A 16,907-nucleotide genomic window follows, 5' to 3' on the forward strand; every position below is an offset into this window, starting at 1 on the left:
CACCTTATTCGATATTCTGAACCTGTTCACGGATTTTTTCAATCTCACTCTTGATGTCAACAACCTTATGTGCAAGAATTGCATCCTGAACCTTTGAACCGATTGTATTTGACTCACGGTTCATTTCCTGAATGATAAAGTCAATTTTTCTGCCGACAGGCTCGTCATATTCAAGGAACTTTGAAAGCTGGTCAAAGTGGCTGCGAAGTCTTACGGTTTCCTCCGCAACGGCTACCTTATCCGCAAATACGGCAACCTCTGTGAGAACCCTCTGCTCGTCAACCTTGACATCATTTTCAGCAAGCGTCTGCTTGATGCGTTCCATAAGTCTTTGTTCATACTCGGCAACAGTCTGCGGAGAACGCTCCTCAATTTCACCAACAACAGAAAGAATTGTGTTGGCTCTTGAAAGAATGTCCTCTTTCATCTTCTCGCCCTCAGTTTCACGCATTGCAACAAAAGCGTCAACTGCAATCTTTGCGGCTGAAAGAACATCGGCAGTAATTTGATCCTCGTCCTCAGGTGCTTTGTGAACCGTGAAAACATCCGGAAAGCGTGAGAGCGAAACTGCGGAAACATCATTTGGAATACCGTACTTTTCGCTGATTTCCTTAAAAGCGTTGATATAACCCGAAACAAGCTGATGATTAACCGTTACATCACAGGGTTCTTCATCGGAAGCACCGATTGATACAAGCATATCAATCTTGCCTCGTGAAACCCTTGAATTTACATAGTTTTTAAGTTTGTCATCAAGGAATCCGTAACTTCTTGGTGTTCTGCAGGAAAATTCAAAATAGCGGTGGTTCACACTTTTAATTTCAACGGTAATCTCCCGACCGTTGATAACGGTTTCACATCTTCCGAAACCGGTCATTGATCTGATCATTTCAAAAACTCCCTTCGTAAAATTATATTTTCGGCATTTAAGCTTTATTTTTTATATTTACATCAAATTTATCGACTTTTGTTTTCTACAACATAGATTATAGCACCACAGGCGATATTTGACAATGGAGTTATTACAAAACTGTAATAACTTTTTTTGTTTACATCACAAAGGTGTGTGTGATATACTTAATAAGATAATTATACTTTATTGACAAAGGAATGATATTTATGTCAGGACATAACAAATGGAGTACAATCAAGCAGAAAAAGGGCAAAAACGATGCAGCAAGAGCTAAGGTATTTACAAAAATCGGCAGAGAGCTTATTGTTGCCATCAAAGAGGGCGGCAGTGCCGATCCTTCCGTTAACTCAAAGCTCAAGGATTGTATTGCAAAAGCAAAGGCTGCAAATGTACCTAATGACAACATTGAAAGAATCATCAAGAAAGCGTCAAGCGATGCCGACGCTACAAACTATGAGGCTGTTACATATGAGGGCTATGGTCCAAGCGGCGTTGCCGTAATTGTTGAGGCACTTACAGACAACAGAAACAGAACAGCAGGCGAGGTAAGACATTACTTTGATAAGTTTGGCGGCAATATGGGTACACAGGGTTGTGTAAGCTTTATGTTCTCGAAGAAGGGTGTTCTCGTTATTGAGCGTGAAGACCTTGAAAAGGATGAAGACACCGTGATGAGCGACGCTCTTGAGTGCGGTGCATCAGACTTTGAGGCTGACGATGATGTATTTACAATTTACACAGAAACAGATGATTTCGGCGCTGTAAGAGATGAGCTTGAAAATCTCGGCTACACATTCGTTTCTGCTGAAATTGAAATGGTTCCAAGCACATACACAAAGCTTGAGGACGAAGAAACTGCAACAAAGATGCAGAAGATGCTTGATATGTTCGAGGATAACGACGATATCCAGAATGTATGGCACAACTGGGAAATGGACTGATAAAGTTTATTTCTGACAAAATGAATTAAACCGCTCCGATTGGGGCGGTTTTTGTTTTGTCAATTCTTTTGCCTTGAAATTAAGACAAGGTCACGGTTATCTGCTTCGCCGTCAAGGTTAAAATCGGCGGCTTTGAGATATGCACCATCTAATTCGGCATTATCACAGAGGTGTTTTTGCAAAAGCGTGACATCCCTTGAATTTACATTGCCCTCGCCCGTCACATCTCCGCAAACTGCAATGACATAAATCTTTGAGTTTATAACGGTTGTAAAACCTGTTTTCAGCTTTCCGCTCTTTGCAATCGTACCGTCCGCCTTATATACATTTTCAGCAGAAGTTTTGTTTTTGAAATCGGCAACGGTTTCTCCGCTGTAAATTCCGTAAATCATACCGTCTGAAATTATATAATCGGAATTTACCGCCTGATTATCTGTTTTGGAGGAATCGTGGCGATTATTATCATTATTATTATTGTTGTTGCTGTTACTGTTGTTGTTATTGTTGTTGATAATTTTCTTTTCCTGAAAATCAGACGGTTCGTATACACAAACAGTTCCGTTATCAAGCAAAATACCGCAACGATTTTTATAAGCTACAACCGCTTTTGCAGCTTTCGGAATTGACACGCTTTGGGTTTTATCGGAAGCTTTGCGGCTGAGGCGGTAATTCACCGCAATAAACACTTTGCCGTCAGATGCAGAAACCTTGCCAAATTCCGCATTCGACACATATTCTCTTGAATTGTCTGATAAAGAAACAATAAACCCGTCTTGATTGATAACCTTATTTATTCCTGCGTTAGCAATATTTCTAAATTCACCCGTATTTGCAACACAGGCAGAGGATGCTTGTGAAAGTCTGCAAACTGAGCCGTCATACAGCCTCACATAAGATTTTCCGTTATTATTAAATATTTCGTTTGCATTCTGACTAAAGTTTATTTTTGTTTTCCTGCCGGTTGATAAATCAACACACGCAACATAAGCATATGTGCTGTCGGTTTTTATGTAGTACACACAGTTATCGCTTACAGAAAAAGAATCGGTTCTGAAATTTTTATCGTTAAAAGAAGTTTTACGGACATTGCCATTGTCGGTATCAAGAGAATAAACAGAATATTTATTAGTAAATGCGTCATCAAACACAAGTGCATTTGTATATTTGCCGCTCTGCGACACTCCCCTTATGTGACCGCTTACAGTAAAATTGTAAGCAGAAAAATCGGGTACAAGCCTTGCCGAAAACACAGTATTCCCTGAAAAAGCACACACATATCCGCCCTTGCTGTTACTGTCGCTCTTTATGTCAGAACAGCTGATAATACCCGACAGATTGTATTCTTCATAGGCACGGCTCTTGCTGACGCTGACGCAAGCAATCATAATTACAGCCGATAAAAGTGAAATCAGTCTTTTCATAAGCTTATACCCGATTTATTTTTTAACAAAAGGGCACCCTTTCGGGTGCCCACAAAAGCTCTGATTATTCAGCGGCTTCTTCATTAGACTCTGCAGGAGCCTGCTCATTTTCAGGAAGAAGTGCACGCATTGAAAGGCTTACACGCTTCTTGTCAAAGTCGATTGCAGTAATCTTGGCTTCAACAACATCGCCAACCTTAAGTACATCAGCGGGCTTCTCAATTCTCTTGTTAGCAATCTGAGAAATGTGGATAAGACCATCAATACCCGGGATGATGTTTGCAAAAGCACCGAATGTTGTAAGACCGACGATTGTAGCCTTAACAACTGTTCCCTCGGGATAGTTGTTCTTGAGGATTTCCCACGGATTGTCTTCGGCATTCTTGAAGCCGAGAGAAATCTTCTTTGTTTCTTCGTTGATGTCCTTTATGTAAACATCAACTGTATCGCCTACATTAACAACCTCGCTCGGATGCTTAATGTGCGTCCATGAAAGCTCTGAAATGTGAATCATACCAAATGCACCGCCAAGGTCAACAAATGCGCCGTAGCTTGTAAGTGACTTAACAACACCCTTGTAACGCTTGCCAACCTCGCAAGTCTTCCAGAACTCTTCACGCTGAGCGGCTCTCTGCTCCTTAAGCACGCTGCGAATTGAGCCGATAGCTCTTCTGCGTCTGCCGTTCTGTGAAACTTCGATAAGTCTGAAATCAACATTCTGACCAACGAGGTCTTCAAGACTCTCTTCACGGGTTGCTGTTGCCTGTGATGCAGGGATAAAGATTCTTGAGCCGTTGTAGAGAACGATTACGCCGCCCTTAACAGCCTCAGTAACCTTGCCGGAGAGAACCTCCTGTGACTCTGCCTTTTCTTTGAGCTCTTCCCAACCCTTCTGTGCATCTACTCTGCGCTTTGAAAGCATGATAGTGCCTTCCTGATCATTGGTCTTCATAATAAGAAGCTCAATAACATCGCCGACTTTAACTACATCCTCGGGTCTTGCGTTGGGATCGTTTGAAAGCTCGGAAGCAGGAATAAAGCCTGTCTGCTTTCTGCCGACATCAACCTGAACTTCGTTGGGAGCTATGCTCAGAACTGTGCCCATTACCCTCTCGTTTGTATTAAAGTTTTTGAGGGACTCCTCAAGCATCTCCTCAAAAGATGGTTCCAAATTTGTTTCACCGGATTTTACTTCACTCATTGTATCCAGTACCTCCTTTATTATCCTTGCAGGCGTTGAAGCACCCGCAGTTACGCCGATTGTTTCGGCATCCGAAACCTTGTTCAAATCAAGCTCGGCAGCTGTTTCAATGAGAACTGTGTTCTCACACTGCCTTTTGCATATATCAAAAAGCTTTCCTGTATTAGAGCTGTGCCTGTCGCCGATTACAACCATAAAGTCGGACTCGGCAGCAATTTGAGAAGCTTCGGTTTGCCTAACTTGCGTAGCATTACATATTGTATCAAATATTTTCGCATTTGTACATAGCTTTTTTATCTTTTTTACACATTTTTTCCATTCTTGTGTGTCAAATGTTGTCTGTGCGACAATTTTAACCTGTTTATTATTCTTTTTCAGAATATTTGGCAATAAATCATCAAGCTCTGCTTCATTGTTAAAGGTGTAACAGTCGCTTGCACAATGACCGATTATGCCGCAAACCTCAGGATGATTTTTATTTCCTGCAATCAAAACAACATCATTATCGGGACTTGTGCTTGATACAATCTTGTGGATTTTTTTAACAAAGGGACAGGTTGCGTCCTCATAGTTAATACCTCTTTCTTCAAGGGCATCAATCACACTCTTTCCGACTCCGTGCGAACGGATTACAAGCGTTGTACCATTTGAAAGCTCGTCAACGGACTCAACGGGAGTGCATCCCTTCTCTTCAAGCTCATGAACCATTTCCATATTGTGAATAATCGGTCCGAGGGTTGCAACCTTTATTCCTTTTTTGAGCAGTTCGTTTACAATATTGATTGCTCGGTTGACACCGAAGCAAAAACCTGCCGAATCAGCCTTTTTTATACTCAATTAAATCCTGCTCCCTCATTCTTTTGATTTCGTCCATAATCATGGTTGTTGCACCCTTAAGCTCTCTTCTTCCGCTGTCCGGAGTAAGTCCGAGCTTTTCGGGTGTGAGGGGCTTTCCAAAGTGAATAACCCTTTTTGCAAATGTATGCTTTTTGTTGCCTACAATTGTAATGCAGGCAGGAACAACAGGCACCTGCATTTGCTGTGCAACAAGAGCGCATCCGCTGCGGGGACGCATAAGCTCTCCTGTTTTGGAACGGCCGCCCTCAATAAAGATTGTCATAATCTCGCCGTCACGGATAAGGTCTTCGCCTGTCTTGATAGCCTTGCCGTCACCTGCACCCCTTTCAACAGGGAATGCACCGAGCGCACGGATTAACGCACCGAAGAATTTATTTTTAAAAAGTTCAATTTTTGCCATAAAAAACAGTCTGCGCTTTTTCTGCGACAAACCGAGAAGAACCGGATCTGAGTTTGAAATATGGTTGCTTGCAATAATCAAGCCTCCCTCAAGCGGAAGCGGCTGTTCAATTACGGTTATATATCTGTACAAAAGTTTGAAAATAGGCTTGCAGACAACTTTGCCGACTGCGTAAAGTGCCTTTGACTGTCCCATCAGATATTCTCCTTTATAACGGAAATTATTTTTTCGACCGACTGCTCAAAATCAAGCTCTGTTGTGTCTATCATAACACAGCCCTCGGCAGGCTTGAGCGGAGCAGTTTTGCGGTGAGTATCGTTGTAGTCACGGGTTATCACATCGTTTAAAATGTCGTCGTACTTTACATCCATACCCTTTTCAACAAGCTCCTTATATCTTCTTTCGGCTCTTGCCTCGGGAGAAGCTGTGAGGAAAATTTTAACCTGAGCGTCAGGCAGAACAACTGTGCCGATATCTCTGCCGTCCATAATCACATTATGAGTTTTTGCCATATTTCTCTGCAAATCAAGAAGATATGCTCTTACAATCGGTACGGCAGAAATTTTTGACGCCATCATTGATGCCTCCGGAGTTCTGATGAGTCCGGACACATCTTCGCTGTCAAGCAGAACAATCTGCTCGCCCTTTTCATTGAATGTTAGGTCAACTGTGATTTTTGAAAGCAAATTCTTTACCGCATTTTCATCTTCGGGAGCAACGGAGTTTCTTGTTGCCGAAAGTCCGATTGTACGGTAAAGCGCTCCTGTATCAACATAAATATAGTCAAGTGCCTTTGCAACTCTTTTTGCAATTGAGGATTTTCCTGCGCCTGCAGGACCGTCCAAAGCGATTGCTATTGACATAAATTACATCCTTTCAATCAAAATTATTATGTATAATCAAATCAGATATATGCACTGTTTTCTCCTGCAAGCCGTCCGGTACTCCATGCAATTTGGAGGTTAAAACCGCCTGTGTAGGCATCGCAGTCAATTACTTCGCCTGCAAAATACAGACCGCTTACAAGCTTGCTTTCCATGGTTTTCGGGTTGATTTCGGAAGTTTTTACACCGCCTGAGGTTATGATTGCCTCCTCAATCGGTCTGAACCCGCTGATGTCAACCGTAAAGCATTTTAGAATTTCACAAAGAGCGTGCCGCTCCTCTTTTGTAATTGAATTACACTTTTTATCAAAGGGAACTCCCCAGCGTTTAAGAACGGGAACTATGATTTTTCTCGGCAAAAGCTTTGAAAATGCATTTGAAACATCACGGTTTGAATTCTCTTTGAAATCGTTCTGAATACGCCTGTCGAGATGTTCAAAATCAAGTGCCGGCTTGAGGTCAATTTCCGCAATGTAGCGGTCGGGGTGAATAACGCGGAGGTGTGAGCTTGCCGACAAAATCATCGGACCGCTCATTCCGAAATGTGTAAACAGCATTTCGCCAAAGTCGCTGTAAACAGTTTTTTTACTGTTCTTATCAACTATTCTGAGCGCAACATTTTTAAGTGCAAGCCCCTGCATATCCTTGCATTGTTTATCGTTGGAAGTAAACGGTACAAGGGACGGTTTTAACGGAACAATTGTGTGTCCTGCCTGCTTTGCAAGGGTATATCCGTCACCTGTCGAGCCTGTGAGCGGATAACTTTTTCCGCCGCAGCAGATAATTACGCTGTCGGCATAGTAGGTGTTTTCTTCGCATTTAACGCCTATAACTGCACCGTCCTCAAGAATAAGAGCGTTTGCCGTATCACACACGATTTTACAACCCGATTCAACGGCATAATCATGCATTGTATCAACAACATCTACAGATCTGTCGGATGCCGGAAACACACGGTTTCCTCTTTCGGTTTTTGTTTTAAGTCCTTTGGATTCAAAAAATTCGATTGTATCCTCGGGAGTAAATGCGTTGATTGCTGAGTAGAGAAATCTTCCGTTTACGGGAACATTATTGATAAAAGTCTGTACATCGCAGTTGTTGGCAAGGTTACATCTTCCCTTGCCCGTTATCATAATTTTTCTGCCGACACGCTTGTTCTTTTCAATTATTGTAACTGACGCACCGTAGAGTGCCGCAGTTGCACCGGCCATAAGACCTGCCGCACCTGCCCCGATTACCACAACTTTTTTACTTGTCATCATCTTCTATATTACCCACTATCTCCCTTTCACGGTTGGTATAAACTCCGTCACGGTTCCACACAAGCTCAAGTCTGCGGAATGTGTCGGAAACCTCATCCTTCTTTTTAAGCACGGTTGCAACGATGAGAGCGTTGATAAGACTTAACGGCGCTACGAGTGAATCGACAATTGAAGCCATATCGCTTCTTGCAATAAGTACGGAATCGGCACTTTGAACAAGCGGAGAAACCATACTGTCGGTAATTGCAATTGCGTGAGCACCTCTTGAACGGGCAAAGTCCATTGCCTCAACCGACATTGAACTGTAACGGGGAAATGAAATACCAATCATAACATCTTTGTCGGTGATTCTGAAAATCTGTTCAAAGGTTTCGGTTTGACTGCCGCTCGTTATAACACGCACATTGTCAAAAATCATTTCAAAATAATATGCGAGGAAGTTTGCAATTGCGGCTGTTGAACGCACACCGAGTATGTAAATACGCTCTGCCTTGCAGATTTCGTCAACTGCACGGGCAAAATCTTCATGGGAAGTTTCTTCAATGGTTCTGCGGATTTTGTCGATATCCTGATTAAGAACGCTGTCAAGCACATTGTCATTGCCGATACGGTTTGAGGTAACTTCGATTCGCTGAACAGATGTGAGCTTGTTGCGAATCATCTCCTGCATTGCTTTTTGAAGCTTAGGGTAGCCGTCATAGCCGAGCTCGGTGGCAAACCGTACAACAGTACTTTCGCTGACTCCGACAGTTTCGCCGAGCTTTGATGCGGTCATAAATGCCGCCTTATCGTAATGCTCTTCGATAAAAAGAGCAATTCGTTTTTGTCCCTTTGAGAGGGAATTCATCATTAAATCTATTCTTGTAAGCAAATGAGTAATCATTTTTCTCAATATCTCCCATTTTAAATAGTGAAAACAGATACACTGTCTTAACCAATTCATTTTAGCACAAGAACTTGCAATTTACAATAAGATATAAATTAAATTATTGTAAATTTTACGGAATTATGAAATATGCGTCGGTTTATGTTGCAATAATAAAGGTTGTATGGTAAAATTGTTTAACAGAAAGCAAATGACGGAGTTGATAAAAATGATATCGGTTATTGATTACGGCGCAGGCAACATTCGCAGTGTTTACAAGGCGTTAAAGCACATCGGCTGCGACTGCGTGATTACAAGAGATAAAAACGAAATTTTAAATGCAGACGGTGCTGTTTTGCCGGGTGTCGGTTCGTTTGGCGATACAATGGATACAATGAAGTCCTATGGCATTAAAGACACTGTTATTGAGTACATAAACAGCGGGAAACCGTTTTTAGGCATTTGTCTTGGACTTCAGCTCCTCTTTCCTGAAAGTGAAGAGAGTCCGAATGTAAAAGGTCTTTCGGTTTTTGACGGTACAATCACAAAGATTCCGTCAGGCGAAGGCTTAAAGATTCCGCACATCGGTTGGAACAGCCTTAAAATCAATGAAAAGAGCAGACTTTTCAAAGGCATCGAACAGAATGCATATGTTTATTTTGTTCACTCATATTTTTTGAACGCAAGCGACAGGAGCATTGTTTCGGCTCAGACAGAATACGGTGTTACAATTGATGCCGCTGTTGAAAAAGGCAATGTTTTTGCAACTCAGTTTCATCCGGAAAAAAGCGGTGAAACCGGACTTAAAATTCTCAGAAATTTTGCCGACATTGTAAAAGGCAGGGAGGAATAATTATGTACGCAAAAAGAATAATCCCCTGCCTTGATGTAAAAAACGGCAGAGTTGTTAAAGGTATGAGTTTTGTAAATCTTGTTGACGCAGGCGATCCCGTTGAATCTGCAATGCAGTATGACAAACAGGGTGCTGACGAGCTTGTATTTCTCGACATTACCGCGTCAAGCGATTCAAGAAACATCACCATTGACATGGTTGAAAAGGTTGCAAATTCAATCTTCATTCCGTTCACAGTCGGCGGCGGTATCAGAAGCGTTGACGATTTTAATGTTCTGCTCAGAGCCGGCGCAGACAAGGTGTCCGTAAATTCAGCCGCTGTTCATCGTCCCGAGCTCATCAGCGAGGCGGCTTATAAATTCGGCAGTCAGTGCGTTGTTGCCGCTATAGATGCCAAGAGAAGCGGAAACAGCTGGGAAGTTTATGTGAACGGCGGAAGAACTCCTGTAGGTATGGATGCAATCGAATGGGCTGCTAAGTGTGAAGAACTCGGTGCAGGCGAAATTTTGCTCACAAGTATGGACGAGGACGGTCAGAAAAAAGGCTATGACATTGCACTTACAAGGGCAGTTTCAGAAAAGGTGAACATTCCTGTTATTGCAAGCGGCGGTGCGGGCGCTCTTGAGCATTTTTATGATGCGTTTACCGAGGGCAAGGCTGACGCAGTTCTTGCGGCATCTCTCTTCCACTTTGGCGAAATTCCGATCCCCAAGCTAAAAAAATATCTCAACGAAAAAGGAATTTCGGTCAGACTTTAATAAAGCAAACAAAGTTTATGGTTGTGCGAATGCACAGCCATTTTTGTTGCATAAAAAGGCGGTCATACTGCTAAGTACAACCGCCAAATGTTAATTAGATTGTTTAATTATTAAACAAGAAGTCCGGAAACTATTTTCTGAATCAAAGTTGAATCAACAACATTAGCCTCTCCGTCACCATTTATATCAGCAACCTTAAGTGTTTCGCTGTCAAATTCTACAAGGCTTACAACATACTTCTGTACAAGTGTTGCGTCAACAACAGTTACTCTGCCGTCACGGTTAACATCGCCCTTGAGAGTTTCATCGGGCGAAGAAGAACCTACAACAAATGTTTTTGTTGACTCTGCTTTGTTGCCGTTTGCATCAACTGCAACCACACCGATTGAATATGTGCCGTCGGCTGTCGGAATCCATACATATGAATCTGCTGTTGAGCTTTGAACGGTTTCGCCGTTCACCGTAAATGTGTAAGTAACATCTCCTGTTGCATGATAGCTTTCTGCGGAAAGTGTGATAGGTGTGCCTGCATTCTGTCCAGAATTGAGGTTTGCACCAAAGTTCACTTCAAGCGGAGCTTCGTTTATTTCTGTGTCGGGAAGAAGTGCGCCGATTCTTGCAAGCGGAACTGTGATGTTGTCGATATCCTCTTTCTCGTGTGAGGTTGAAGGATCGTAGCTGTACTCAAGATTTGCCTGATCAAGCATTGAAGGATCATGCGGAAGTGTGTCCATGCCCGATGTGCCGTATGTGAGAATCTGCATTGCACCGATACCCTGTGTTTCAATGTAGCTGCGGTCAATACCTAAAGTATTGAGCGGAACTGCAATTTCGTAAACATAGCCGTATGAGTTCTTGTAACCTTCATCGAAGAAGTCAACCCAGTTTGAGTTCATATCGAGGTTATCGCCCATTACTCTTGAACCCTTTGGAGCGTTGATACCGAAGATGGAAGTGCTTTTTGTGCCGTTAGCGTATTTGATTTTAAATCCGTTTTTATTATCCTGAGCCTGAAAACTTGTTACACCGATTGGAATTCTTGTGTCATAGTTGAACATATATGTTCCGTCTGTGTCCTGAGTATCCGCCTTGAAGATTGAAGCGCCGCCGTTTGAGTTGTTGGAGTCAAATGCAACAAGTGTGTCTATATGAGTTGTAAAGCCTGTGCCTCCGTCTTTTGCAGTGCCGTTTGTGCAACCCCATGCGAACGGATTGGTATACACAGAACCGTCCTTGTTTGTACCTACTGCCTTGCCTGTTGCCTGCTTTGCAGGGTCAATTGACAAAGCAAGATACATAGGAATACTGTTTCTCCAAGGACGGGCCTCATTTGATGCGGCAAAGTTGTCCTCGGGAGAAGTTATGTATGTTGTGTTAGCCATTTCAAGCAGGAAATAAAGATTATCGTCGTCCCATGCACTGTAAAGAGCATAAGCATCCCACGGCTGTTCATGCATTGAAGAAGGCATATAAACTCGGGGATCATCGTTTGCAACACCCTGAGCAATAATCATTGAGCTGTCCCAGTCGCTTAAATCACCGTCAACAGAGATTGTCTTATGCTTGCCGAGCTGCATTTCAGGGTTTGTGCCGTAATAGCCGCCCTCTGCCTCTGTTGTGTGACCGTCTGATTTAGCGGAAAAGGTTGTCTTTGACGCTGTGAAAGTCTTTTTGAAGGTATATGTCTGCTCTGTTTCAACTCCGTCTGCACCTGTTGCATAGAGTGTAAGCGAAATTCTTGAGTTACCGATTTTACCCTCGCCGACTTTTACCGAATCACCGTTTACAAATTCCTTCTTAGCTGAACCGTCAACGGAATAATAGCCCTTATCGGCATTCTTAAGTGCAAGCTTTACATCAAGAGATTCTGTTGAAAAAGCCGTATTATTGGCTGTAAGAATGTAGCCGTAAGCGTGACCGTCGGGTTTGCCGTAGTCAATCCACTGCTTTTCGGCTGTGAGCATTTTACATTCGCCAGCTTTGAGTGAAAGACCTGCTGCCTCAGGATACTGCTCCTTACCCTTGCCTTTTTCAAGACCGTTGTTGAAGATAATTTTTTCCGATTTAAAAGAAGACGCAAAGCTTGCCTTATAAAGACCGCTGTCCTCTTTTGTCATAAGCTCGCCGGGCCACTCGGAATTTTCCTTTGTGCCGTATGCGTAAACATAAACATCCTTCCATCCGAACTTTGAGTTGTCAAAGTACACCTCTGAGCCTGACGATGTTGCTGCCGAAACACCCCCTGCCGACACAATAAGTGTTGAAAGCACCATAAGTGCGGCAAGAACAATGCTCGTGAATTTTCTTGTCCTTTTCATTTTATTGATTCCTCCTTATTTTTAATCATTGGCAATATGATTGATTTTATTATAGCATTTTGCACTTGTTTTTTCAATTCATTATCACATTTTTGTTTCTTTGTACAAGTTATTGTGCAAAGTTTTGTAGGCTTAATTAAACAAAGTTTATTTTGACTATATCACAACATATTTTGACCATGAAAATCCGCTGACAGTTTATGTCAGCGGATTTAATGTTTTTCAAAAACAATATATGAATAATCAGTTTTCTTTTCTGTAGAAAGGTTCAACACCCTTTACTGCATTTTTTGCAAAATCCATTGAATACGGCATCATTGAAAGCTGGATTTCATCGTCAAGGAACGGATTTGCAACCTTGCTGATTGCATCGAATGTGCTTTCTATATCACCGAAGAAATCAACCACAATGAAATAGCTCTTCTGACCGTTCTGCTCAATCAAGCGAAGATATGCAGCATTTACGGTCGGCTCTGTGCTGAAGTGATTTATCAGGGCAGCCATAAGATCAATAGGATATTCTTTTGGTTCTCCGAGGCTTATCGGCGCACCGGGTTCAATAGTCTGCTTTTTAAGATTCATATAATCCTTCTGCTGTTTAAAGGAATGAACCATCTGTTTAGGGAATGTTACGCTTTTTCCGAAAGGATTGATTACAAAGCCTACTACATCAGCCTGCGGGTCCATTACCATCTGTGCTATACTGTCAAAGTCAGTAACAACCTTCTGTGACTCCTGTGTGTCCTTCCACTTGAAAAGCTCATCGGTATCTGTGAATACGCCAAAGAATTTTTCTTTGTTGCCGTTTTCAAGAAGTCTGAACTGAACCTGAGTTGACTGCTGCATAACAGTCTGACCGTTGGTTGTTTTAGCCTCTGTCTTTGGTGTTACCTTTGCGGGGAGAATGAATTTTGCTTTCATAACCTCATCAATCATCTTATTGATATTTTCGGTTGTGTTGTCCTCCTGCATCTTTTCAATTGCGGCAACGAGATCGGGATTCTTAATCTGCTCTGCCGGCACTTTGCTTCCTTCCATTTTTGCGCCTTTAAGTTTGCTCATGCTTTGTTACCTCCGTTATTCTTATGTATAATTTTTGTCCGGCACCACGGCAATGGTCTGATTCCGATAACATTGCCGGATGTCGGATGCGTCACCGTCACTGAAAATATTATACGGTGAAGTAAAATTTTTATTGTGATGAAAAACTGTAAATTTCATTATATATAGGTAAATTCAAGTCTTTCGTAAGTTTTGACGCCTTCGGCATTTTCTGCACGAAGCTCAAGCTTTGAAACATCACTGTCCCCGTGCTTGATTGTTACTTTGTCGCCGTCTTTGTACGAAACAGCCTTTCCGCCGTCAAGGGAATATGTTGCGTTGTCGGTGTTTGAACAGGTGAGAGTTACCTCGTATGTGTCATCACTGTAGGTAAATTCTGTTTTTGAGTCAACACCCACGCTTGCAGGTCTTGCATATTCGGTGTAGCCCTCATTGTAGAGAACTACAACTGAATTTTCAGGAATATCAGTATCACAGGTAATTTTACCGTTTTTAACCTTATATTCGGTCTTGCGGTCAACGCGGTCAACATATGTTCCGTCAGCAAGATTTGTTTCAAAATCAACCTTGAGAGCATCATTTGTGTTGACGATGACAGCTCCCTTTGTACCTCTTTCAATCATAAGAGCAGTTGAGTCAAGGTTAGGATTAACGAGATTTTCGTCTTCGCCCTTCATTGCAGTTCTGAAGAAGTTCACCGCAGAAACACGGTTGTCCTTGTACATATCATCGCCCTGTGTGCCGATTCGGTTCATACCCCATGAATTGTCAATTGAGCTGTTGTACGGACGGTCAAAGAAGAGCGGTGTTCCGTCTTTTCTTGCCGTGATTATTGCCCAGCCGAGGATAACCTGTTCGCTGTCGATATTATTGTATGTACAGTCGTTGATGTAGTTATCGTGGGATTCAACCCATGTTACGATATTCGGGTCTGCATTGCCAATCCAGTAATCAGACACAACTGCCGTGTCGATATTGCCACTTGCAATTCCCGAACGAATTTTACTGCCGTAGGTGCTTGATGTGGTTCTGCCGATTTCTTTGATATAATCTGCAAGTCTGTCATTGTCGCCCTGAAGCACTTCACCGTAGATAAAAAGATTTTCTGCATTATCTACTTCTTTGGTTGCTTTTTCCCAGAAGTTGTTTTTAAAGCCGTCATCTTCCTTTGGGTCATCGGAAAGTCCGATATGCTTTGCGGTGTCATATCTAAAACCGTCAGCACCGCAGGCAATACAATCGTTAATGTAATTAAAGAAATACTTTTGGAACGAAGGTCTTTCCGTGTTGATGTCGGGAAGTCCGCCCATCTCATGCGTTGTACAGGCAAGTCTGTCGCCGAAATCATTAAGGGGCGTTCTGCCCTCCTTGTGATAAAGGGTTTCAAGACTTCCGCCGCCTGCCTTGATAAGGTCTTCACTGACCTCATCGGTTGATGGCGTAGTATGGTTTGCGATTACATCGACAATTACCTTTATGCCGTACTTGTGAGCTTCATCGCACATGGCCTTAAATTCATCACGGGTACCGAGCTGATAATTGCCGATTTTGAAATCAGTAGGTTGATAGTGGTAATACCATTTTCCGTCACCGTAAAGATCCATACCGCCGTTTTCGCCCTCAAGACACTCGTTAATCGGAGATGTCTGCACAGCCGAATAGCCTGCTGCGGCAATATCCCCCATTGACTCCTTTATTGTGTTGAAGTTCCAGCAAAAAGCTTGAAGAATTGCACCGTCAGCCACCTTGTCAGCTGTTTTGTAGTCAATTGACGCCGGTTGAGATTGCGAGCAGCCGGTACCGGATACTGCAACGGCAGTAACCATAAGAGCCGAAAGAATACCTGCTGATAATTTTTTAAACATAATTCACCGTCTTTCTGTTTTTTAATCTGCTCAATACAGTATAACATAAATGATATGATTTTTAAATAGTTTTTGGCATTTTTGCCATATTTTTTTATTAAAACGCCAATAATGACACAAACTACGTTTTTGAGCAAAAAATCGTTACGATGTTTACAATAGAAAAAAATTGAATATTGTCACAAAAGAAAAATTGTTGTATACTAAAAGCATAAAAAAGAAAGGAACAACCGTATGAGTCACGCAGTAATTATTCCTATTTATTGTGAAAATAAGAATACAATCAACCTTTGCAATGAGCTTCAGGAGCTTGGTGCCGAACATATTGTTGTTGTCAATGACGGTCTTGACTCTAACTCGGAATATTTTAACGAACTGACAAGCATCGGCTGTCATCTTGTTCACCTAAAAAATAATAACGGCAAGGGTGCAAGCCTTAAAGCAGGAATACGGTATGCCCACGACAACCTTTATAACATTACAGGTTATATTACCTGTGACGCCGACGGTCAGCACACTGCAAATGATGTTATGAAAATCAGCCGTATGCTTGACCTTAGAAACGGCTGTCTTATTCTTGGAAAAAGAGATTATAAAAAATCCAAAATGCCGCTTAACATACGGATAGGCAACCGCCTTTCTTCTGCATATTTTAAGGTTATAACCGGCAAAAGCTGCAGCGATACTCAAACAGGACTGCGAGGCATTCCCGCATTTTTGTACGACACGGTTATGAAAACAAAAGGAAACCGCTTTGACTTTGAGATGAATTTCCTCACAAAATGTGCGGATATGAGAGTTCCGTTTTACTTTGTAACCATAGTTGCCGATTGCACAAACTGCAGCAGTAATTTTCGACTTGTTAAGGACACCTATCTTATATACAGAACTCCGCTGAGATTTGCGACGGCGTCAATCGGCTGTACGATAATCGACCTTGTTTTGTTCACGGTTTTTGCGTATATTCTGCCGTCACATATGTTCTTTAACATTATGCTGGCAACTCTTATGGCACGAGTCGTTTCGGGCGGAATTAATTTTCTCATCAACAGAAAAGTCATCTTCGGCAATACGGATAACGGAGCAAAACAGGCACTCAGGTTTTTCATTTTGTTTTTCTGCATAATGTGTGCGAGTTCGCTTATTGTATCTGCACTTTGGTTCTTACCTGTCCCTGTAACTCTTACAAAAGCTATTGTTGACCTGTTGCTTTGGACAGTCAACTACAAAATGCAGAGAATATGGGTTTTTAAAGATGATAAAAGACTTAAGAGAGTGCAGAAAAGAAAACAAAATAATTGATATT

14 protein-coding genes are annotated in these 16,907 nt (G+C 42.1%); 4 read left to right on the forward strand and 10 right to left on the reverse strand.

Features of this window, described 5'->3' with window-relative positions:
* Positions 1-4: 4 nt before the first annotated feature.
* Positions 5-889 carry a YicC/YloC family endoribonuclease gene (locus tag QDI94_RS03780; RefSeq protein ID WP_278867264.1) on the reverse strand — a complete coding sequence of 295 codons (885 nt, stop codon included), beginning with the start codon at positions 887-889 and terminating at the stop codon, positions 5-7.
* Positions 890-1,119: 230 nt separating this feature from the next.
* Here QDI94_RS03780 and QDI94_RS03785 point away from each other — a divergent pair, with 230 nt between their 5' ends.
* On the forward strand, positions 1,120-1,854 hold the full coding sequence (locus QDI94_RS03785) for a YebC/PmpR family DNA-binding transcriptional regulator (RefSeq protein ID WP_278474657.1): 735 nt from the start codon (positions 1,120-1,122) through the stop codon (positions 1,852-1,854).
* A 59-nt stretch (positions 1,855-1,913) separates the two neighbouring features.
* On the opposite strand, the gene QDI94_RS03790 is transcribed toward QDI94_RS03785, so the two are convergent.
* The 6 genes from QDI94_RS03790 to QDI94_RS03815 form a co-directional block, all read right to left on the reverse strand.
* A complete protein-coding gene (locus tag QDI94_RS03790) occupies positions 1,914-3,275 on the reverse strand; it encodes a dockerin type I repeat-containing protein (protein WP_147639980.1) in 1,362 nt (453 codons plus the stop codon).
* A gap of 64 nt (positions 3,276-3,339) precedes the next feature.
* Complete coding sequence (locus QDI94_RS03795; RefSeq protein WP_278867267.1) at positions 3,340-5,313, reverse strand: bifunctional 4-hydroxy-3-methylbut-2-enyl diphosphate reductase/30S ribosomal protein S1; 1,974 nt, start codon at positions 5,311-5,313, stop codon at positions 3,340-3,342.
* The gene (locus QDI94_RS03800) at positions 5,294-5,929 is read right to left on the reverse strand and encodes a lysophospholipid acyltransferase family protein (RefSeq protein ID WP_101029269.1); all 636 of its coding nucleotides are present in this window, start codon (positions 5,927-5,929) and stop codon (positions 5,294-5,296) included. Before QDI94_RS03800 ends, QDI94_RS03795 begins: the two co-directional genes overlap by 20 nt.
* A complete protein-coding gene (gene cmk / locus QDI94_RS03805; protein ID WP_101029270.1) occupies positions 5,929-6,597 on the reverse strand; it encodes a (d)CMP kinase in 669 nt (222 codons plus the stop codon). Before cmk ends, QDI94_RS03800 begins: the two co-directional genes overlap by 1 nt.
* Positions 6,598-6,638: 41 nt before the next feature.
* On the reverse strand, positions 6,639-7,880 hold the full coding sequence (locus tag QDI94_RS03810) for a BaiN/RdsA family NAD(P)/FAD-dependent oxidoreductase (protein WP_278867270.1): 1,242 nt from the start codon (positions 7,878-7,880) through the stop codon (positions 6,639-6,641).
* A complete protein-coding gene (locus tag QDI94_RS03815; RefSeq protein WP_178586068.1) occupies positions 7,867-8,763 on the reverse strand; it encodes a MurR/RpiR family transcriptional regulator in 897 nt (298 codons plus the stop codon). Before QDI94_RS03815 ends, QDI94_RS03810 begins: the two co-directional genes overlap by 14 nt.
* Before the next feature lie 211 nt (positions 8,764-8,974).
* Here QDI94_RS03815 and hisH point away from each other — a divergent pair, with 211 nt between their 5' ends.
* Positions 8,975-9,598 carry an imidazole glycerol phosphate synthase subunit HisH gene (gene hisH, locus QDI94_RS03820; RefSeq protein WP_101029273.1) on the forward strand — a complete coding sequence of 208 codons (624 nt, stop codon included), beginning with the start codon at positions 8,975-8,977 and terminating at the stop codon, positions 9,596-9,598.
* 2 nt (positions 9,599-9,600) lie between these two features.
* Positions 9,601-10,356 carry an imidazole glycerol phosphate synthase subunit HisF gene (gene hisF, locus QDI94_RS03825; protein WP_101029274.1) on the forward strand — a complete coding sequence of 252 codons (756 nt, stop codon included), beginning with the start codon at positions 9,601-9,603 and terminating at the stop codon, positions 10,354-10,356.
* A gap of 110 nt (positions 10,357-10,466) precedes the next feature.
* On the opposite strand, the gene QDI94_RS03830 is transcribed toward hisF, so the two are convergent.
* The 3 genes from QDI94_RS03830 to QDI94_RS03840 form a co-directional block, all read right to left on the reverse strand.
* Positions 10,467-12,674, reverse strand: coding sequence for a starch-binding protein (locus QDI94_RS03830; protein ID WP_278867272.1), 2,208 nt, complete (start codon positions 12,672-12,674; stop codon positions 10,467-10,469).
* A gap of 243 nt (positions 12,675-12,917) precedes the next feature.
* On the reverse strand, positions 12,918-13,736 hold the full coding sequence (locus tag QDI94_RS03835) for an enhanced serine sensitivity protein SseB (RefSeq protein WP_278867274.1): 819 nt from the start codon (positions 13,734-13,736) through the stop codon (positions 12,918-12,920).
* A gap of 158 nt (positions 13,737-13,894) precedes the next feature.
* On the reverse strand, positions 13,895-15,601 hold the full coding sequence (locus QDI94_RS03840; RefSeq protein ID WP_278867276.1) for an alpha-amylase family glycosyl hydrolase: 1,707 nt from the start codon (positions 15,599-15,601) through the stop codon (positions 13,895-13,897).
* 234 nt (positions 15,602-15,835) lie between these two features.
* On the opposite strand from QDI94_RS03840, the gene QDI94_RS03845 reads away from it, so the two are divergent.
* A complete protein-coding gene (locus tag QDI94_RS03845) occupies positions 15,836-16,903 on the forward strand; it encodes a bifunctional glycosyltransferase family 2/GtrA family protein (protein ID WP_278867279.1) in 1,068 nt (355 codons plus the stop codon).
* Positions 16,904-16,907: the final 4 nt, after the last annotated feature.

The sequence above is a fragment of the Ruminococcus bromii genome, from assembly GCF_928721825.1.
Classification (GTDB): Bacteria; Bacillota; Clostridia; order Oscillospirales; family Acutalibacteraceae; genus Ruminococcoides; species Ruminococcoides bromii.